Source organism: Streptomyces sp. NPDC005574, assembly GCF_040605435.1.
Classification (GTDB): domain Bacteria; phylum Actinomycetota; class Actinomycetes; order Streptomycetales; family Streptomycetaceae; genus Streptomyces.
This window is the reverse complement of record NZ_JBEXCW010000089.1, coordinates 1-17,428: the sequence shown is the minus strand read 5'-3', so window position 1 is coordinate 17,428 and position 17,428 is coordinate 1. Positions and strand designations below refer to the sequence as shown.

At 72.9% G+C, this 17,428-nt stretch carries 18 protein-coding genes and 2 pseudogenes; 12 read left to right on the top strand and 8 right to left on the bottom strand.

Features of this window, described 5'->3' with window-relative positions:
• Positions 1–14 precede the first annotated feature (14 nt).
• Positions 15–1,637: a protein kinase gene (locus ABZT03_RS34870; protein ID WP_356046893.1), complete on the top strand. Its 1,623-nt coding sequence runs from the start codon at positions 15–17 to the stop codon at positions 1,635–1,637.
• A gap of 4 nt (positions 1,638–1,641) precedes the next feature.
• On the opposite strand, the gene ABZT03_RS34865 is transcribed toward ABZT03_RS34870, so the two are convergent.
• Positions 1,642–2,448 (bottom strand): SGNH/GDSL hydrolase family protein, encoded by an 807-nt coding sequence (locus ABZT03_RS34865; protein WP_356046892.1) that lies wholly within the window; start codon positions 2,446–2,448, stop codon positions 1,642–1,644.
• Positions 2,449–3,043: 595 nt separating this feature from the next.
• Between ABZT03_RS34865 and ABZT03_RS34860 the strand changes: the two genes are divergently transcribed.
• The 5 genes from ABZT03_RS34860 to ABZT03_RS34840 all read left to right on the top strand — a co-directional run bounded on the left by ABZT03_RS34860 (position 3,044) and on the right by ABZT03_RS34840 (position 7,659).
• Positions 3,044–3,865: a glycosyltransferase family 2 protein gene (locus ABZT03_RS34860; protein WP_356046890.1), complete on the top strand. Its 822-nt coding sequence runs from the start codon at positions 3,044–3,046 to the stop codon at positions 3,863–3,865.
• On the top strand, positions 3,862–4,851 hold the full coding sequence (locus tag ABZT03_RS34855; protein WP_356046888.1) for a glycosyltransferase family 2 protein: 990 nt from the start codon (positions 3,862–3,864) through the stop codon (positions 4,849–4,851). The genes ABZT03_RS34860 and ABZT03_RS34855 overlap by 4 nt, the downstream gene beginning before the upstream one ends.
• On the top strand, positions 4,844–5,650 hold the full coding sequence (locus tag ABZT03_RS34850) for a polysaccharide deacetylase family protein (RefSeq protein WP_356046886.1): 807 nt from the start codon (positions 4,844–4,846) through the stop codon (positions 5,648–5,650). Before ABZT03_RS34855 ends, ABZT03_RS34850 begins: the two co-directional genes overlap by 8 nt.
• Before the next feature lie 132 nt (positions 5,651–5,782).
• Positions 5,783–6,877, top strand: coding sequence for a DUF5925 domain-containing protein (locus ABZT03_RS34845; protein WP_356046885.1), 1,095 nt, complete (start codon positions 5,783–5,785; stop codon positions 6,875–6,877).
• Positions 6,878–6,906: 29 nt separating this feature from the next.
• Entirely contained in the window at positions 6,907–7,659 is a 753-nt protein-coding gene (locus ABZT03_RS34840) for a DUF72 domain-containing protein (RefSeq protein WP_356046883.1), read from the top strand.
• A 22-nt stretch (positions 7,660–7,681) separates the two neighbouring features.
• Here the strand turns inward: ABZT03_RS34840 and ABZT03_RS34835 are convergent, their stop codons facing one another.
• Entirely contained in the window at positions 7,682–8,053 is a 372-nt protein-coding gene (locus ABZT03_RS34835; protein ID WP_356046881.1) for a GntR family transcriptional regulator, read from the bottom strand.
• Positions 8,054–8,124: 71 nt separating this feature from the next.
• Between ABZT03_RS34835 and ABZT03_RS34830 the strand changes: the two genes are divergently transcribed.
• Positions 8,125–9,054 carry a GNAT family N-acetyltransferase gene (locus ABZT03_RS34830; protein ID WP_356046879.1) on the top strand — a complete coding sequence of 310 codons (930 nt, stop codon included), beginning with the start codon at positions 8,125–8,127 and terminating at the stop codon, positions 9,052–9,054.
• A complete protein-coding gene (locus ABZT03_RS34825; protein ID WP_356046877.1) occupies positions 9,035–9,538 on the top strand; it encodes a DUF402 domain-containing protein in 504 nt (167 codons plus the stop codon). The genes ABZT03_RS34830 and ABZT03_RS34825 overlap by 20 nt, the downstream gene beginning before the upstream one ends.
• Positions 9,539–9,599: 61 nt before the next feature.
• On the opposite strand, the gene ABZT03_RS34820 is transcribed toward ABZT03_RS34825, so the two are convergent.
• Entirely contained in the window at positions 9,600–10,226 is a 627-nt protein-coding gene (locus ABZT03_RS34820; RefSeq protein WP_356046876.1) for a class I SAM-dependent methyltransferase, read from the bottom strand.
• Positions 10,227–10,363: 137 nt separating this feature from the next.
• Between ABZT03_RS34820 and ABZT03_RS34815 the strand changes: the two genes are divergently transcribed.
• Positions 10,364–10,498, top strand: coding sequence for a hypothetical protein (locus ABZT03_RS34815; protein ID WP_356046875.1), 135 nt, complete (start codon positions 10,364–10,366; stop codon positions 10,496–10,498).
• A 10-nt stretch (positions 10,499–10,508) separates the two neighbouring features.
• Here the strand turns inward: ABZT03_RS34815 and ABZT03_RS34810 are convergent, their stop codons facing one another.
• Positions 10,509–10,958, bottom strand: a complete 450-nt coding sequence (locus ABZT03_RS34810) for a GNAT family N-acetyltransferase (protein WP_356046874.1) — start codon at positions 10,956–10,958, stop codon at positions 10,509–10,511.
• A 140-nt stretch (positions 10,959–11,098) separates the two neighbouring features.
• Here ABZT03_RS34810 and ABZT03_RS34805 point away from each other — a divergent pair, with 140 nt between their 5' ends.
• Positions 11,099–12,121 (top strand): lytic polysaccharide monooxygenase, encoded by a 1,023-nt coding sequence (locus ABZT03_RS34805; RefSeq protein WP_356046872.1) that lies wholly within the window; start codon positions 11,099–11,101, stop codon positions 12,119–12,121.
• 53 nt (positions 12,122–12,174) lie between these two features.
• Here the strand turns inward: ABZT03_RS34805 and ABZT03_RS34800 are convergent, their stop codons facing one another.
• Together ABZT03_RS34800 and ABZT03_RS34795 are read right to left on the bottom strand one after the other, a co-directional pair.
• A complete protein-coding gene (locus ABZT03_RS34800; RefSeq protein ID WP_356046871.1) occupies positions 12,175–13,044 on the bottom strand; it encodes an alpha/beta fold hydrolase in 870 nt (289 codons plus the stop codon).
• Between the two features lie 208 nt (positions 13,045–13,252).
• The gene (locus ABZT03_RS34795) at positions 13,253–13,699 is read right to left on the bottom strand and encodes a MarR family winged helix-turn-helix transcriptional regulator (protein WP_356046869.1); all 447 of its coding nucleotides are present in this window, start codon (positions 13,697–13,699) and stop codon (positions 13,253–13,255) included.
• 109 nt (positions 13,700–13,808) lie between these two features.
• On the opposite strand from ABZT03_RS34795, the gene ABZT03_RS34790 reads away from it, so the two are divergent.
• The gene (locus ABZT03_RS34790) at positions 13,809–14,183 is read left to right on the top strand and encodes a cupin domain-containing protein (protein ID WP_356046867.1); all 375 of its coding nucleotides are present in this window, start codon (positions 13,809–13,811) and stop codon (positions 14,181–14,183) included.
• Between the two features lie 69 nt (positions 14,184–14,252).
• Here the strand turns inward: ABZT03_RS34790 and ABZT03_RS34785 are convergent, their stop codons facing one another.
• Together ABZT03_RS34785 and ABZT03_RS34780 are read right to left on the bottom strand one after the other, a co-directional pair.
• Positions 14,253–15,263: a hypothetical protein gene (locus tag ABZT03_RS34785; RefSeq protein WP_356046866.1), complete on the bottom strand. Its 1,011-nt coding sequence runs from the start codon at positions 15,261–15,263 to the stop codon at positions 14,253–14,255.
• Positions 15,260–17,137 (bottom strand): annotated as a pseudogene (locus ABZT03_RS34780) (OB-fold nucleic acid binding domain-containing protein); the annotation flags it as partial. The gene ABZT03_RS34785 and the pseudogene ABZT03_RS34780, both read right to left, overlap by 4 nt.
• 142 nt (positions 17,138–17,279) lie before the next feature.
• On the opposite strand from ABZT03_RS34780, the pseudogene ABZT03_RS34775 reads away from it, so the two are divergent.
• A pseudogene (locus ABZT03_RS34775) lies at positions 17,280–17,428 on the top strand (IS1380 family transposase); the annotation flags it as partial.

Below are 17,428 nucleotides of genomic sequence, written 5' to 3'. Positions count from 1 at the left end.
GAGGGGGGACGCGCGTGTCCGGAGGACCTGGCGGTGACCGGCTGATCGCCGGCCGCTATCGCCTTCTGTCGCCGCTCGGTGAGGGCGGCATGGGAACGGTGTGGCGTGCCCGTGACGAGGTGCTGCACCGCGAGGTCGCGGTCAAGGAGGTGCGCGCGCCCGCCGGGCTGCCGGACTCCGAGGTCGAGCGGTTGTACGCCCGGCTGGAGCGCGAGGCGTGGGCGGCGGCCCGGGTCGCCAACCGCAACGTGGTCACGGTCTACGACGTGGCCACGCAGGACGGCCGCCCGTGGATCGTGATGGAACTGGTCCGCGGTGTGTCCCTGGCCGACGCACTGGAGGCGGAGGGGCCGCTCGACCCGCGGCGCGCCGCGCACATCGGCGCGGAGGTGCTCGCCGCGCTGCGCGCCGCCCACGCGGCCGGGGTGCTGCACCGGGACGTGAAACCGGCCAACGTCCTGCTGTCGAACGACGGCCGGGTGGTGCTCACCGACTTCGGCATCGCGACGGTCGAGGGCAGTTCGGCGCTGACCATGACCGGCGAGGTCATCGGGTCGCCCGAGTTCCTGGCCCCGGAACGGGCCCTGGGCCGTACGCCCGGACCCGAGTCCGACCTGTGGTCACTGGGTGTGCTGCTGTACGCGGCGGTCGAGGGCAACTCGCCCTTCCGCCAGAACACTCCGCTCAGCACGCTGCGGGCCATCGTGGACGAGGAACTGCCGCCCGCGCGCCGGGCGGGGCCGCTGTTTCCGGTCATCGAGGGACTGCTGCGCAAGGATCCGGCGGAGCGGCTGCCGGCCGACCGGGCCGAACAGGACCTGCGGGCGGTCGCCGCGGGCGGCGCCCCGCGCGCGAACACGCTGCGGGCGGCCCCGTACACGCCGACTTCGACCGGGCGGCCCGAATCCTGGTCGTCGCCGGCTCCGACCCCGCCGCAGTCCCCGGCCACGGCGGCCTACGGGTCCGGCCCGTCCGGCACGACCAGGGCGGCGGCCCGGCCCGGCCGCGACCGGCGTGCGGTCGTGGCGTTCGTCGCCGGCCTCGCGGCACTCGCGCTGGCGATCGCCGGGCTGACGTACGTCCTGCTGAACCACGACGGGGGCGGCGGCGGAAGCGAAGGGCGGGCCTCCAACAGCACCAGTGTGGGCGTGGACTCGGGTCCCACCACGGGCGGCGGCCACTCGGCGGCGAACTCTCCGGCGTCCTCCCCGACCCGCGGCGGCAGCCCGTCGAGCGCGCCTCCCGCCCAGTCCGTGCAGGTCACGCTGACCGGTGCGCACACCGAGTACTCCGGGACGTGCCCGCCGCCGAACGGCGAGGCGCCGGCGTTCACGGCGACCATCACGGTCGGCCGGCTGCCGGCGCGGGTCAGCTACCGCTGGGTGTCGCGGGACGGTCACGTGATGGACTCCGGCTGGAAGACGCTGTCGTTCCCCGCGGGTGGCGGGCGCACCCGGCAGGACCGGGCGATCGTGACGACGTACGACGAGAGCGGGACGATCGAGAACGCGATCAGCGTCGAGGTCCGTGACCCGGTGCGCACGACGTCCGACCCGGTCCCGTTCTCGGTCACCTGTGTGGCGGAGACCCCGACGGGCGGGGCCTCCCCCTCTGTCTCCGCTTCGGTCAGTCCGTAGCGGATCAGGCCGCGCTGTTCAGTACGGGCAGGTAGCCGCCGGACTGGCCGGCCGCGGTCGGGTGGTACGACTCCCCGATGTTGAGCCAGTTGACGCTGTGCAGCCAGGAGTCGCCGGAGCAGATCTCGTGGCCGGCGAAGGTGCCGCGGACGTCGCCGAAGACGAAGCCGTGGCCGGCGGCGCGGGCGGCGACGGCGGTGTCGAGGTGGTCGGCGGCGTCGTTGATCGCCTTCCGCTTGGTCTCGGAGAGGCCGAGGCAGGTGGTGCCGAGCTTGTAGAAGCGGGGATAGCCGATGACGACGACCCGGGCGCTCGGTGCCTTGGCGCGGATCGCGGAGTAGACGCTGTCGAGCTTGCCGGGGAGCGTCGAGTCGACGTACGCCCTGGCGGTGGCGATCCGGGACAGGCAGGAACTGTCGGACTGGAGCACACAGGTCGTCATGACGTCGGCGAAGCCGGCGTCGTTGCCGCCGATGCTGACGGAGACGAGGGCGGTGGTGGCGTTGAGCGGGGTGAGCTGGTTGGCCAGAACATCACCCGTTCGGGCGCCCGAGCAGGCGGTGAAGTCGAAGGACGAGGGTGAGTGGGCGGCGGCCCAGAGGTAGGGATGGGCCTTCGTGCTGCGCTTGCAGTCGCCGCTGGAGCTGATGTAGCCGCCCGCTCCGACTCCGGAGGAGTAGGAGTCGCCGAGCGCCACATATCCGCCTGTGGCGGCGAGTTGGGACGCCTGAGCCGTGGTTGCCCCGGTGAGGGCGAGGCCGGCGGCGAGGAGGAGTGAGCTGACGTATGCGGCAAGTCGGGAACGTCTCATGGAACCTCCCTTTAGCAGGATCTCTGCCATAACCGTCGTAGCAACTACGCGTGTTGAACGGAAGTGTCCATGCCAAGAATTCTCGGAACGCCCCCTGTTCGAGGGCTTTCCGAGGGGGCGTCAGACGGTCCCGCGACCTCCGCTCGCACGCGTCGGCCGCTCCGCTGGACCGAACTCATCAGCGAATGCGTCAAACACGGTCAAGATGTGAGCAATCATCAGGCGGTAACGGTCAAACCAACGAAAACCGTGAGGGCTAGTTCCAGGTCTTGCCATACTTGCTCAATCATCAATACCGTCGTACATCTCACCCGCATCGGCCCGTCATCAAGCGGCTCCAGGGGAGGGCTCAGGACCGCGATGAAATCCGGCGCGGGGCGCGGTAGGGGGGTGCCGTGCTCGGTGACCGAACAGGTGGCCGGGCCGTGCCGCGAGACCGGCTGCCGATTCCGGCAGACGGCCAGTTTTGCCAGCTCACCCGGCGTCGCACGGAGTTCCGCTCCGTCCTGCCCCGGGTGAGAACCCCCCTTTCGAACCGGACATGAGCCGGACCGCCCAGGGGCGGGCGGTCCACCGGACGAGAGGGATCGGACTCATGAGCTCTGTTCTGCAGCCGGCGACCACGGGACAACAACCGTCCGCGACCGCCCAGTACCGGCCCGTCTCCTCACACCTGGCCATCGCGCCACCGGTGAGCGTGGTGATTCCCGCCATGAACGAGGCCGAGAATCTTCCCTACGTCTTCCGGACCCTTCCGGACTGGATCCACGAAGTGGTCCTGGTGGACGGCAACTCCACCGACGACACCGTCGGCGTGGCCCGCGCGCTGTGGCCCGCCGTGAAAGTCGTCGAACAGCACGGCAAGGGCAAGGGGGACGCGCTCACCAGCGGATTCGAGGCGTGCACCGGCGACATCATCGTGATGATCGACGCGGACGGCTCGGCCGACGGCAACGAGATCGTGTCGTACGTCTCCGCCCTCGTCTCGGGCGCGGACTTCGCCAAGGGGTCCCGCTTCGCCAACGGCGGCGGCACGGACGACATGACGCCCGTGCGCAGACTCGGCAACCGGGCCCTGTGCACGGTCGTCAACCGCAAGTTCGGCGCCCGCTACACCGACCTCTGCTACGGGTACAACGCCTTCTGGCGGCACTGCCTCGACAAGATCGACCTCGACTGCACGGGCTTCGAGGTGGAGACCCTGATGAACATCCGGGTGGTCAAGGCCGGGCTCAGGGTGCAGGAGATACCCAGCCACGAGTACCTCCGCATCCACGGCACCAGCAACCTGCGCGCCGTGCGCGACGGGCTCAGAGTGCTGCGCGTCATCCTCCGGGAACGGTCCAACCGGCGCGCGCTGCGCCGCCGGGCTCCGCGCTCCCCGATGATGAACTCCCTCCCGGGGAAGCTCTCGTGAGCGATCCCGACATCTCCGTCGTGATCTGCGCCTACACCGAGGACCGCTGGGAGGACACCCTCGCGGCGGTCTCCTCGGTCCGGGCGCAGTCCCGGCCGGCCGTGGAGACCCTGCTGGTCGTCGACCACAACCCGGCCCTCCTCGACCGGCTGACCCGGCAGTACCGGGAAGCCGACGGGGTTCGGGTGCTCGCCAACGCGGGCGTGCGCGGCCTGTCCGCCGGCCGCAACACCGGGATCGCCGCCTCGCGCGGCGCCGTGGTGGCCTTCCTCGACGACGACGCGGTCGCCGAACGCGACTGGCTGCGGCACCTCGCCGAGGGCTTCGCCGACCCACGGGTCATGGTCGTCGGCGGACGGGTGCTGCCGGTCTGGGCCTCCGGCCGCCGGCCCGCCTGGTTCCCCGAGGAGTTCGACTGGGTGGTGGGCTGCACCTACCGGGGCCTGCCCCGGGGCCGGGCCCGGGTCCGCAACGTCCTCGGCGGCAACGCCTCGTTCCGCCGTACGGCCTTCGACGCGGCGGGCGGCTTCGCGACCGGCATCGGACGCGACGGCGACAAACGCCCGCTGGGCTGCGAGGAGACGGAACTGTGCATCCGCCTCAGCCGCGCCAGACCCGACGCGATCCTGCTGGTCGACGACCGGGCGGTGATCCATCACCGGGTCCCGGCGGCCCGCGAGCACTTCGCGTACTTCCGCGCCCGCAGCTACGCCGAGGGCCTGTCGAAGGCCCTGGTGGCGCGAAGTGTGGGCGCCGGCAGAGGACTTGAGACGGAGCGCCGCTACACCACGCGGGTGCTGCCGGCCGGTGTGGCCCGGGGGCTGCGGGACGCCCTGCTGGCACGGCCGGGCGGTGCGGGGCGGGCCGGCGCCATCGTCGCGGGGCTGCTCACCGCGGCCGGCGGATACGTGGTCGGCAGTGTCCGGGCCCGCCGGACCGGCGTCACCTTCGGGGCGACGCCCCTGGTGGGAGCGGCCCATGAGTGACACGCCGGTGCCGATCCTCATGTACCACGCGGTCGCCGCCGACCCCAGCGACGCCACCCGCGCCCTCTCGGTGACCCCGGACGCCTTCGCGCGGCAGATGGCGCTGATCGCGGAGTCGGGCCGCACACCGGTGGACACGGCCGCGCTGGCGGCCTGCTGGCGCTCGGGCCGCCCGCTGCCCGAACGGCCGGTGCTGATCACCTTCGACGACGGCTACGAGGGTGTGCACCGGCACGCCCTCCCCGCGCTCGCCGAACACGGGTTCCCCGCCACCCTGTTCGTGACCACGGGCTGGCTGCGCGGCCCGCACGACACCGGCGGCGGACTCGACACCATGCTCGACTGGGACCAGGTCCGCCAACTGGCCGCCGCCGGCGTCGAGATCGGCGGGCACAGCCACACCCACCCGCAGCTCGACCAGCTCGACGACGACCGGCTGCGCACCGAGCTGGCCCGGTGCCGGGAGATCGTCTCGGAGCAACTGGGCGCCGCACCGGCCTCGTTCGCCTATCCGTACGGCTACTCCGACCGCCGGGTCCGGCAGGCGGTGCGCCGCGCGGGCTACGGCCAGGCGCTCGCCGTCGGCAACACGCCGGCCCGGCGCCGGCAGGGACCGTACGCCCTGCGGCGGGTGACCGTGCGCCGCGGCACGGACCTCGCCGAGTTCCAGCGGCTGGTCGAAGGGCGCGCGCTCGCCCGCGTCTTCGCCCGGGACCGCGCCCTGACCAAGGGGTACGCGGTGCTGCGCAGGGCACGGCGGGCCGCGCGGACGGCGACCGGCGCGGTGCGCCGCTGCTGAGGGGACGCCGGCGCCGTACGTCGAACCGCTTCCGAGGGGACCGGGCGGCCGCGGGAACGTGACGCGGCCGACGCGAGCGGCACGGTCCGGAAAGCGGGTGCGCACGGCTTCCTCGTGCCGGATCATGGCGGCATGTCTGTGAACCCTTACGACGCGCTGCCGGTCCGGCTCAACGTCGACGACAGCGACTCCCCGTCCGACGTCGTCGACGCGCTGTTCCTCGGCCGCTTCGCGACGGGCGAGCAGCCGTACTCGCACGCGGCCAACATCGACCGGGTGCGGTCCGGGGTCACCCTGCTGCCCCCGGGCGCGCGGGTGCTGCGCATCGCCCGCGACGACGACCGCAGCGCCACCCTGGCCGAGGGCGACGGCTGGACCGTCCTGGTCTCGCGCTGGAACCGGGGCGCGGACGTCACGGTGACGGCGACCACCGCGGAACTCGCCGCGAAGATCCTCGACCAGGCCACGGACGGCGCCGCCGACGAACCCGAGCCCCAGCCGGAGAACGTCACCATGGGGTTCTGGTACGTGTCCCCGAGGCGCGGACCGCACCGCACCACCCGGCAGATCTCCGCCGGCACCTGGGACGAGATCCGCCCCAACTACACCGCGCCGGTGGCGGACGCCATGGACCGCCTGATGAAGACCACCCCCGAGGACATCGCGGGCCGGCTGCTGCTCCTGCACGGCCCGCCGGGCACGGGCAAGACCTCGGCGCTGCGCACCCTGGCCCGCTCCTGGCGGGACTGGTGCCAGGTGGACTGCGTGCTGGACCCGGAGCGGCTCTTCTCCGACGTCGGCTATCTGATGGACATCGCGATCGGCGAGGAGGACGCGGCGGGCAAGGGCCGCTGGCGGCTCCTGCTGCTGGAGGACTGCGACGAACTGATCCGCGGGGAGGCCAAGCACACGGCCGGCCAGGCCCTGTCCCGGCTGCTGAACCTGACGGACGGCCTGCTGGGCCAGGGCCGCAACGTCCTGGTGGCCGTCACCACCAACGAGGACCTGGAACGCCTGCATCCCGCCGTCGTCCGGCCCGGCCGCTGCCTGGCCCGGATCGAGGTGGGGGCGCTCACCCGCCGGGAGTCGGTCACCTGGCTCGGCACGGAGGAGGGCGTGGGCCGCGAGGGCAACTCCCTGGCCGAGCTGTACGCGCTGCGCCGGGGCACGTCCCCGACCTCGCTGCCGGAGCCCCGGGAGGGGGCCGACGCGGGGCTGTACCTGTAGCGCGGGGCCCGGGGTGTTTTGATGGACGTATGACCCTGTTCGTCGGCACGTCGGGGTGGCAGTACAAGGACTGGAGGGGTGCGTTCTACCCGGCCGGATGTCCCACCCGCCTGTGGCTGGAGGAGTACGCGCGGCGCTTCGCGACGGTCGAGGTGAACAACGCCTTCTACCGGCTGCCCGCCCGCGAGACGTTCGAGTCGTGGCGGGAGCGGACCCCGCCGGACTTCGTCGTCGCCGTCAAGGCCAGCCGCTATCTGACCCACATCAAGCGGCTGCGGGAGCCGCGGGAGCCGGTGCAGCGGCTGATGAGCCGCGCCGAGGGGCTCGGTGACCGGCTGGGGCCGGTGCTGCTCCAACTGCCGCCGACCCTGCGCGCCGACGCGGAGCTGCTGGACGACTGCCTGGCCTGCTTCCCGGCCGGCACCCGGGTCGCGGTGGAACCGCGGCACGAGACGTGGTGGACGCCCGAGGTCCGCGGGGTGCTGGAGAACCGGGGCGCCGCCCTGTGCTGGGCCGACGTACGGGCGCGTCCGGCGACCCCGCTGTGGCGGACCACCGACTGGGGGTACGTCCGCTTCCACCAGGGCCGCGCGCGGGCGTGGCCGCACTACGGCCGACGGTCCCTGACGACCTGGGCGCAGCGGATCGCGGCCACCTGGCGGGCCGGGGACGACGTGTACGCGTACTTCAACAACGACCCCGACGCGGCCGCCGTCGGGGACGCGGTGACCTTCGCCCGAGCGGCCGAGGCGTCGGGGCTCAGGACGACCCGCACTCCGTGAGGCGTCGTCCGGGCCGCCGGTGTCACTCGGTGCCGAAAGCGGCCCGCAGGGCGTCCCGGACCGAGGCCAGGGCCGCCTTCTCGTCCAGGCCCAGCCGGCGTACCCGCTCCGCGTACGCCTGCGCGGCCGTCGCCGCCTCACGCTCGGCGGCCGGGCCGGCGGCGGCGACGAACGTCCCGTTGCGCCCACGGGTCTCGATCACCCCGTCCGTCTCCAGCGCGCGGTACGCCTTGGCGACCGTGTTGGCGGCCAGCCCGAGCGACTCGGCCAGCCCGCGCACGGTCGGCAGGCGGTACCCCACCGGCAGTACGCCCGCCCGCGCCTGCCCGGAGATCTGCGCACGCACCTGCTCGAACGGCGGGGCACTGTCATCGATACGGATCTTCAAGGTCACGCAGCGATTGTCGCCCACCGGCCGGAAAATGAGAGGCACCGGGACAGCTCTCCCCCGTAGCGTGCGCCCCCATGACAGTGATCGTGCGCGAGCTGCGCCGCGGAACGCGAGCCGACCTGGCCGGCTTCGCCCGCGTCCGGAAGCTGGTGCTGCCCTTCATGCTCTTCACCCCGGAGTCCGTCCGCTACGACCTCGACCACGCCCACCCGGCCTCGCGTTACCGCCCCCTGGTGGCGGAGGAGGACGGCGAGGTGATCGGCACCGCCCAGGTGGGTCTCGTCCACGACAGTCCGCAGCCCGGCCAGGGATACGTCAACGTGTACGTGCACCCGGGGCGCACCCGGCGCGGGGCGGGCTCGCTGCTGGTGCGCACCGCCGAGGAGTACCTGGGCGAGGCGGGCGCGACCCGGCTGTTCAGCTGGGTCCTGGACAAGCCCGCCGACCGCGCCTTCGCCGAGCGGCACGGGTACACCGCGAGCCGCTCGGCGCACTTCCTCCGGCTGGACCTGGCGCACGGCACGCTGCCGCCGCTGCGGGAGCCGCCCCCGGGGGTCGAACTGCGCACCGGAGCCGACTTCGCCGGCGATCCCCGGCCGCTGTTCGAGCTCGACGCGGAGACGCTGGCGGACGAACCGAGCGACGTACAGCAGGAGTTCACCGACTACGAGGTCTGGCTCGATGAGACCTGGCGTCATCCGCTGTTCAGTCCCGGGCTGACCTCGGTCGCCCTCGTCGACGGCCGCCCCGCGGCCTTCAGCGCGGCCCGGACGGACGGCGGCACCGGCTACGGCACCGTGATGACCGGCACCGCGCGCGCCTTCCGCGGCCGGGGGCTGGCCAAGCTCGCCAAGAACCACTCGCTGCACCGGGCCCGCGCCGCGGGGTGCACGGAGGCGTTCACCGGCAACGACGCGGGCAACGAACCCATGCTCGCGATCAACAGATGGTTCGGCTACGAGATCTGCGCCACGGAGGTGCGCCATGTCCGCGAACTCGGCTGAGGGGACGTCCCGGTTGGACGTCGTGCTCGTCAAGGCGGGCCGTACGAAGATCCGTTACACGGCGGAGGTGCTCGCCGACGACGGTGTGCGCGTCGTCGTCCGGGCGCCCTGGGCGGGTGAGGGCGTCCGGGACTTCGGGTTCGTGCGGTTCGAACCCGGCGACGTGTTCACCGAGTACTACTGGCGGGACCGGTGGTACTCGGTGAAGGAGGTCCGGGACGGCGCGGGCACGCTGAAGGGCTGGTACTGCGACGTCACCCGCCCCGCCGTCCGCACGGCGGACGAACTCGTCGTCGAGGACCTCGACCTGGACCTGTGGCGCTCCGCCGACGGCGCCGACCTGCGGCGGCTGGACGAGGACGAGTTCGCCGAGAGCGGCCTGCCGGCATCGGACCCGTCGGCGGCGGCCGCCGCGAGGGCCGCGCTCGACGAGTTGGAGGCACTGGCCCGCGACGGCGAGGGCTTCGACGCACTGCTGGTGTAGGAGCCGGGGCGGGCCCCGGCCGGGCTCCGGCAGCGGCCCGCGTCTAAGGGCTGTCCCGCCGTTAGGGACCGGCCGTCATCGCCACCAGCGCGTACCGCTCGTCCGTCACGTCCTTGCCCCACAGACGGGGGTCGCCGGAGAGGTGCTCCAGGCGCACCTCCCGTGCGAGGGGTGCGAGCAGGCCGGTGAGGCGGTCGGCCGGTATGCCGGCCGGGTCGTGGGTCCCCCACACGCCCACGACCAGCACGAACCGCCCGCCGGGGCGCAGCAGCTCCCGCCAGTGGCGCAGGACCCGGCCCGGGTCGGGCAGCGTCCACAGCACGTGCCGTACGAGGATCACGTCGAAGCGCTGCTCCCCGACGGGCGGCGCCGCCGCGTCTCCGGTCAGGAACGCGGCGTCACGGCCGGCGAGCTTGGCGCGGGCCAGGCCGACCATGGCGGGCGAGCTGTCCACCCCGGTGACGCGGTGTCCCTGTTCGGCGGCGAGGAGCGAGAGGCTGCCGGTGCCGCAGCCGAGGTCGAGGACGTCGGAGGCGGTCGCGGGCAGCCACTCGCGGAGCCGGCCGGCCCAGGCCAGCCGCACCCCGGCGTCCCGCAGTCCGTGGTCCGGCTCCTCGTCGAAGGAGGCGGCCCGGTCGTCCCAGTCCACGTCCGTCCCGGCGGGTTCCGTCGCGTCGTCGGTCGTCATGGGACCAGCGTGACACCCGCCACTGACAATCGAACGTGACAGCCGCCACTGACAGACCGGCGCCGATGAGGAACTCTCCCCGAAAGGGTCTACCTCCGTGAGAACGCGGAACCCGGTAGACGCTAAAGGAGGCAGCCATGCGCCGTGTGACCGTGCAGAGGCCCCTGAGGAAGCCGGACAGCCGCCGGGTCCGTGAGGAGGCCGAGGAGCGTCCCGCGGCGCGCCCCGAGGTCCGCAAGGACATCGCGCGCACCTGGTGGCCGGACGGCTGACCGGCCCGGCTCAGTCCAGCCGCTTGCGGTACTGCAGACGGTCGTAGGGCCCCTCGGTCCGCCGTCCCTGGAGTTCGTACCCGTACTTCGGGTAGATCCGCTGGTTCTCCCACATCAGCACGTTCGTGCAGAGCCTGACCTCGCCCAGGCCGAGCGCACGCGCGTGCGCGTCCACGAACCGCAGCAGCCGCCGCCCCACTCCCCTGCCGTGCGCGTCGGGGTGGACGGCGATGCTGTCGAGGAACAGATGGTCCTCGCGCGCCTCGACCACGACGAGCCCGAGCACGGGATCGCCGGTCACGAACACCTTCCCCGCGGCCACGTCCGCCGCGTGGTCCGCGCGCACGGGCTGCGGCACGACGCCGATGCGAGGCAGGTAGGGCAGATAGGCGGCGTCGGTGACGGCCTTCACCGCCGGCACGTCGGCGGCGACGGCCGCCCGGATCTCGTCGTCGGTCATGTCCCGCACGCTACCTACCTCATCGCAGCCTGAGCACCACCTTAAGAGGGCCCTAAAGATCGCCGGGAACCTCCTCCAGCAGGTGTTTTCACGTTTTCCTGGTTCCGGCACCCCCCGTACCGGTTCCGAGGAGATCTCCCATGCCCGCACGCCGCAGGCTCGTCGCCGCCGGCATCGCACCGCTCGCCCTGACCGCGCTGGCCGCCGTACCGGCGTCCGCGCACGGGTCGATGGGCGACCCGGTCAGCCGGGTCGCGCAGTGTTACGCCGAGGGTCCGGAGAGCCCGAGGTCGGCCGCGTGCCGGGCGGCGGTGGCGGCCGGCGGCACCCAGGCGCTCTACGACTGGAACGGCATCCGCATCGGCGACGCGGGCGGGCGGCACCGGGCGCTGATCCCGGACGGCAGCCTGTGCAGCGCCGGCAACGACGAGTTCAAGGGGCTCGACCTGGCCCGCGCCGACTGGCCGGCCACCTCCGTGCACAAGGGGTCGTACACCTTCGGGTACCGCGTGACCGCCCCGCACAAGGGGACCTTCACGGTGTACCTGACGAAGGCGGGCTACGACCCGGCGAAGCCGCTGGCGTGGGCCGACCTCGATCTGGACCACCCGGTGGCGACGGCGACCGACCCGGTGGCCGCGGGCGGCTTCTACACGTTCTCCGGCAGCCTGCCCGAGCGCTCCGGGCGGCAGCTGCTGTATGCGATCTGGCAGCGGTCGGACAGCCCGGAGGCGTTCTACTCGTGCTCGGACGTGGCCTTCGGCGGGAGGGGTGGCGCGGGGGGCGGCACCGGGAAGGGTGACGCGCAGGCCGGTGGGGCGGGAGGGGCCGCCCCTGCGGCTCCGGCCGCCTCGGCGCCCTCCGAGGAGCAGATCGAGGACGGTGCCGACAAGTCGACGGTCGAGCACCACGGGCACGGTGACGACGACGCGAGCACCTCGGCCGAGCCGTCCGCGGCGGCGGATTCGGCGGCCGGGACGGCGGTGGAGGCCGCCGCCGAGCCGAGGGCGGCCGGTGCCTCGCAGGACCTCGCCGAGACCGGCGGCGACGGCAGCACGCCGTATCTCGCGGTCGGCGGCGCGGCCGCCCTGGCGCTGGGTGCGGCGGCCCTGTTCGCCTCGGTCCGCCGGCGTGCGGTGAGCGGCGGGCGGCACGGCCGCTGACCCGGACTCCCGGGCCTGACCGGCGGCTCAGGTCGGTCAGGCCCCGGCGGGCGTCAGTCGAAGACGGACGCGCAGGTGGTGGCGGTGGCGTGCGCCGGGTCGAGCGCGTTGGCCACCTCGTGGAAGGCGATACGGTCGATCAGTCCGATCGCCGCGTGCTCGGAGAGGTCGAGCGGGCACAGGTCCTGGAGCAGGACGTTGTGCACGTCGGACCCGCTGAGGAACTGGCTCCGGTACGGCGTGACGACCTCGTCGTACCGGGTGGCGAGGACCGTGTAGTGCACGCCGGGCTCGGTGTCGCCGCCCGCGTTGAGTTTGGTGAGGAAGGCGGAGCCCGCGACCTGGTCGGCGAGGGCGGGGGTGGCGGTGGAGAGCAGGTCCGCGGCGCCGGGGAAGTACGGCAGCAGCTTGGCGAGGCCGGACAGGGTGGTGCCGTGGTTGTCGGGCGCGATGCCGACGAGGGCGTTCACCTTGGCGGCTCCGCCGAGGAACTTCAGGTAGTAGCGGGGCATCATCCCGCCCTGTGAGTGGCCGACGAGGTCGGTCTCGGCGGTGCCGGTGGCGGTGAGCACCTTGTCGACGAAGGTCCTGAGCTGCTCGGCCGACTTGTCGATGGGGGCGAGGCCGTAGAAGGCGGGGACGCCGGGCAGTTGGCCGTAGTCGAAGGAGAAGACGCAGTATCCGCGGTCCTTCAGGTAGGGCGCGAGGACCAGCCAGTTGTCGACGGAGTTCGCGAAGGTGCCGTGCACGAGGACGACGGGGCGGGGGTGGGCGGTGGAGGGCTTGCAGGAGTAGTCGTTCCACCCTCCTGCACTGGTGGAGGCGGTGGCGGCGTGGGCGCTGGCGGCGGCGGGGACGACGGCGACGGCTGCGGTCAGCAGCAGTGCGGCGAGGGGTCTGAGCGCTCGTTTCCAGGGCAGCATCGTGTGATCTCCTTGCGGCTCACGGGAGGTGCGACGGCCTTACGCCCTGTGATCCGGATCACGAGGAATGCTGTTCACTCGTCAAGTTACGGATGAGTAGCAGAACTGTGAAGTTACGCGTCAGTAAAAACTTCCAGTGATAACTGGTGCCGACCGGCGCCGATCGCTTGGATGCCCTCGACCGGACCGGCCCCTCACCAATGAACCGTCACCAGGCAGGCTTGATCGGACCATAGGGGGCGATGCGGCCCAATTGTTGGCACAACACCCGTACTTCACCCTCGCCGAGCAACTCCGCCCACTCCCGCACGACCGCCGCCGCGGCCGCCTCGGCCGCCCGGGTGCACGCCAGCCCCCGCTCGGTCAGCACGACCAGCCGGGCCCGGGCGTCCTCGGGGTGCGGCCGGCGCTCGGCGTAGCCCTTGCGCACGATCTCCTCGACCAACTGGCTCGCGGCCTGCTTGGTCACGCCGAGGTGGGCGGCGAGGTCGGTGACCGTCGCCCCGCCGGGGGCGAGCCGGGCGAACGCGAAGCCGTGCGCGGGCCGCAGTCCCTCGAAGCCGCGGGCGACCACGCCGTCGTGGATGCGCTGGGTGAGGTCGCCGGCGGCGGCGAGGAGCGCGGCGGACAGGGCCATGGCCTCGGAGTTCTGCACGACTGCATTGAAACACCCTTGACGAATCGGTCAAGCGGCTTGACCATGGATCATATAGTCAAGCTGCTTGACCATTCGGCAGCCACCCGCGAGTCCAGGAGGCACACCCATGCCCGTCGTCCGTTCGTCCGAGGCCGTCACCCACGAGATCCACGGCGCCCGCTTCGTCTCGTACGCCACCCCGCGCACCGGAAGCCGGGAGCTGTGCGCCTGGCGGGGCGAGATCCCCGCCGGCACCAGAGCCCCCGCGCACACCGTCAACCGGGAGGAGATCCTCCATCTGCTCACCGGCGAGCTCCTGGTCACCCTCGACGGCGAGACCGGTCCGCTCACCGCCGGGGACACCCTCATCATCAACTCCGGGTCCACCGTGGGCATCGAGAACCCCACCGACCGGACCGCCGTCTCCTGGGTCACCACGTCCGTCGGCCTGGAGGCGGAACTCGCGGACGGCACCCGGATCGTCCCGCCGTGGGCCAACTGAGGTGGGACCAGAGCCTTTCGTCCGGACCCCACGAGCCCGGCCCGATCCGAACGCGAGGCCCCAAGGACCCTACGCGGCCAGGGTCCCCGGCATCACGGCCCGCGGCCCGAACCTCGCCCGCACCCGGTCGGCGACCTCCTCGCCGCGGCGGACCTTCTCGTCGACGGGGTCGAAGGTGAGCTGGTGGGCGGCCTGTTCGGCGGGGCCGAGACCTTCGGCGCGCAGGACCAGCGCGCGGACGCGGGCCCGCTGGAGGCCGAGCGCCTCGTACATCCCGTAGGCCGCGCGGGTCAGTGCCGCCGAGTGCGCTGTCGGCTCGTCGAGGGTGCGGCTGCGGGTGGTCGAGGAGCGGTCGGCGTAGCGCACGGTGAGGGTCAGGGCGCGGCACACCTTGTCCAGGGCGCGGAGCCGGGCACCGAGTTCCCCGGCGGCGGAGAGCAGGGCGCGGCGGTGCCGGTCCGGGTCCAGTTCGTCCCGGGTGAAGGGGTGTTCGGTGGCGAGGACCGGCGTTCCCCCGCTCGACCTGAGCCCGGAGCGGGGGTGGGATGTGGTGTTCGGCACCACCCGGCCGCGGTCGACGCCGCCCGCCCTCTCCCGCAGTTCACGGCCCGCCCGGGCGCCGACCAGCCGCTGCAGGGTGGACAGGGGCGCGGCCGCGACCAGGCCGAGCGTGTCGAGGCCGTACTCGCGCAGGGTGCGGGCGGTCGCGGCACCGACACCGGGCAGCGCGGTGACGGGCCGGGCGGCGAGGAACTCCGCGACACGGTCCGGTTCCCCGGGGACCACGCACGTCACTCCGGGCCGGGCGTCGCGCAGCGCCATCCGGGCCAGCAGCGGGCCGGGGCCGGCGCCGAACAGGCAGTCGACCCCGTGCAGCGCCAGCGTCCGTACCCGGATCACCGAGGCCAGTTCGGCCGCGCTCCGCCCGAAGTACCGCTCGGCGCCCCGCAGATCGGCCAGCGCCCCGTCCGGTGGCAGCGCCTCGACGACCGGCGTGAACTCCTCGATCAGGCCGAGCAGTTCCGGCAGGGCGCCCTCGCGGGTCGCAGGCAGCTGGAAACGTACGCAGAGGATGGTCATCCCGCACTCCCCGGACTCTGGTGCCACAACTTCCTTGTCTTCGCGGGCTCGCCGCCCGCCGGTCGCAGATCCGCCCACGGATGCATCTCGTAGCCGGTCGACATCCGGATGGTGCGGCCGCGGGCGGCCTCCATCGGGTCCTGGGCCGCGGAGCCGGCCGGCGCGGGCCGCCCGTCCGATCCGGCGAGCCGGGCCCGGCTCGCTCCCGCTCCGTCGTCCGGGGCGCCCGCCGGCTCCCCCGGTGGCGCCGGCCGGGCGAGCCGGGCGGCGACCGCGTCCATGCCGCCCTCGCCGCGCAGTTCGACCAGTTCGGCGAGGTTCCAGGCGGCCGCGCCGACCACGCTGAGGCTGCGCGGGCCCCGGCGCTGCACCACCCCGCGCACCAGCAGCAGCCAGGAGTGGAAGACGGTGTGGGCGCAGGCGTCGTGGGAGTCGTCGAAGAAGGCGAGGTCGACCAGGCCGGTGCCGTCGTCCAGGGTGGTGAAGATGACCCGCTTGCCGGACCGGATCGGCGGGGTCTGGGTGGCCGCGCGGGCGCCCGCGACCAGGACCGTCTCCCCGTGCCGTGCCTCGCGCAGCCTGCGTGCCGACACCACGCCCAGTTCGTCGAGGAACTCCCGGTGGTCGTCCATCAGGTTGCGCGAGGCGTCCATGGACAGCACGCCCAGTTCGGCGCTGAGCCGTTCCGCGGAGGAGAGGTCGGGCAGCCCGGCCGGCGCGGTCTCCCGCCCGCCGGACAGCGGGAGTTGGCCGCCCCCCGCACCGCGGCCGCCGCGGTGCAGTTCGGCCAGGTGCAGTTGCAGGTCACGGCGGTTGGCGCCGAACGCGTCCAGCGCGCCGACCTGCGCGAGCCGTCCGGCCAGCGGACGGCTGGGCCGGGCCCGTTCCCAGAAGTCGAGCAGCGAGGCGTACGGCTGCCCGTCGGCGATCCTCGCCGCCTCGGCCTCACTGATGCCGTAGACGTCCGAGAGGGCCAACCGGAGTCCCCAGACCCCTGTTTCAGACACCAGTTCGATACGGTGGGCGACCGCCGAGCGGTTCACGTCCAGCGGCAGGATCGGCACCCCGCGCCGCCGCGCGTCCGCCAGCAGCAGCCGCTTGGGGTACATCCCGGGGTCGTGGGTGAGCAGCCCTGCGTAGAAGGCGGCCGGGTGGTGCGCCTTGAGCCACGCCGACTGGTACGTCGGTACGGCGAAGGCGACCGCGTGCGCCTTGCAGAAGCCGTAGGAGCCGAAGGCCTCGACGATCCCCCAGGTCCGCTGAATCGTTTCCGCGTCGTAGCCGTTGGCCGCCGCGTGCTGCGCGAACCAGAACCGGATCCGTCCCTGCGACTCCGGGTCGGACAGCCCGCGCCGCACCCGGTCCGCCTCGTCGCGCCCGCAGCCGGTCATGATGTCGACGATGTCGATGATCTGCTCGTGGAAGACGACGACCCCGTACGTCTCCTCCAGCGGTCGCTGAAGATCCGGGTGCGGGCAGCGGACCGGCGCCCGCCCGTGCCGCGCCTCGATGAACGGCCGCACCATGTCGGCGGCGACCGGGCCGGGCCGGAAGAGGGAGATGTCGACGACCAGGTCGTGGAAGGTGGCCGGCTGGAGCCGCCCCACCAGGTCCCGCTGGCCCGGCGACTCGATCTGGAAGCAGCCCAGCGTCTCGGTGGAGCGGATGAGTTCGTACGTCGCCGGGTCGTCGGGGCGCACGGCGTCCAGGTCGATCCGCTCCCCCGTCGCCCGCTCCGTCTCCGCGACCGCGTGGGCCATCGCCGACTGCATCCGCACGCCCAGCACGTCGAGCTTGAGCAGTCCGAGGTCCTCGACGTCGTCCTTGTCGAACTGCGCCATGGGAAACCCCTCGCCGCTGGTCGGCACGACCGGCTGTAGGGTCCACAATTTAACCTCGCGCTTTCACGAGGTGGGGCGTCCGATACTTGATCAAATAAGCGGAGAGTGCTCCTGACCTGCAACGATGGGACTTGTCTAGGGTCCTGTTGGCTGCACGGAAAGAAGCACTCTCCAGGTGAAGAAGCGTATCGGGTCGTACCCGCGTGTCCGCATCGAGGGCGGCGGCCGGGCGGTGGTCTCGCAGGCCGGGGGCGTGCTGCTGGTCGAGACAGTCCGCAAGTCCGGCCTGGACACCGCGATATCAGCGGCGCTGACGCCGTGGCG

Bases quoted from the DNA above. Each gene is read 5' to 3' on its own strand.
- ABZT03_RS34865 (WP_356046892.1), bottom strand. From the start codon at position 2,448: ATGAGACGTTCCCGACTTGCCGCATACGTCAGCTCACTCCTCCTCGCC.
- ABZT03_RS34860 (WP_356046890.1), top strand. From the start codon at position 3,044: ATGAGCTCTGTTCTGCAGCCGGCGACCACGGGACAACAACCGTCCGCG.
- ABZT03_RS34850 (WP_356046886.1), top strand. From the start codon at position 4,844: ATGAGTGACACGCCGGTGCCGATCCTCATGTACCACGCGGTCGCCGCC.
- ABZT03_RS34845 (WP_356046885.1), top strand. From the start codon at position 5,783: ATGTCTGTGAACCCTTACGACGCGCTGCCGGTCCGGCTCAACGTCGAC.
- ABZT03_RS34840 (WP_356046883.1), top strand. From the start codon at position 6,907: ATGACCCTGTTCGTCGGCACGTCGGGGTGGCAGTACAAGGACTGGAGG.
- ABZT03_RS34830 (WP_356046879.1), top strand. From the start codon at position 8,125: ATGACAGTGATCGTGCGCGAGCTGCGCCGCGGAACGCGAGCCGACCTG.
- ABZT03_RS34825 (WP_356046877.1), top strand. From the start codon at position 9,035: ATGTCCGCGAACTCGGCTGAGGGGACGTCCCGGTTGGACGTCGTGCTC.
- ABZT03_RS34820 (WP_356046876.1), bottom strand. From the start codon at position 10,226: ATGACGACCGACGACGCGACGGAACCCGCCGGGACGGACGTGGACTGG.
- ABZT03_RS34815 (WP_356046875.1), top strand. From the start codon at position 10,364: ATGCGCCGTGTGACCGTGCAGAGGCCCCTGAGGAAGCCGGACAGCCGC.
- ABZT03_RS34810 (WP_356046874.1), bottom strand. From the start codon at position 10,958: ATGACCGACGACGAGATCCGGGCGGCCGTCGCCGCCGACGTGCCGGCG.
- ABZT03_RS34805 (WP_356046872.1), top strand. From the start codon at position 11,099: ATGCCCGCACGCCGCAGGCTCGTCGCCGCCGGCATCGCACCGCTCGCC.
- ABZT03_RS34800 (WP_356046871.1), bottom strand. From the start codon at position 13,044: ATGCTGCCCTGGAAACGAGCGCTCAGACCCCTCGCCGCACTGCTGCTG.
- ABZT03_RS34790 (WP_356046867.1), top strand. From the start codon at position 13,809: ATGCCCGTCGTCCGTTCGTCCGAGGCCGTCACCCACGAGATCCACGGC.
- ABZT03_RS34785 (WP_356046866.1), bottom strand. From the start codon at position 15,263: ATGACCATCCTCTGCGTACGTTTCCAGCTGCCTGCGACCCGCGAGGGC.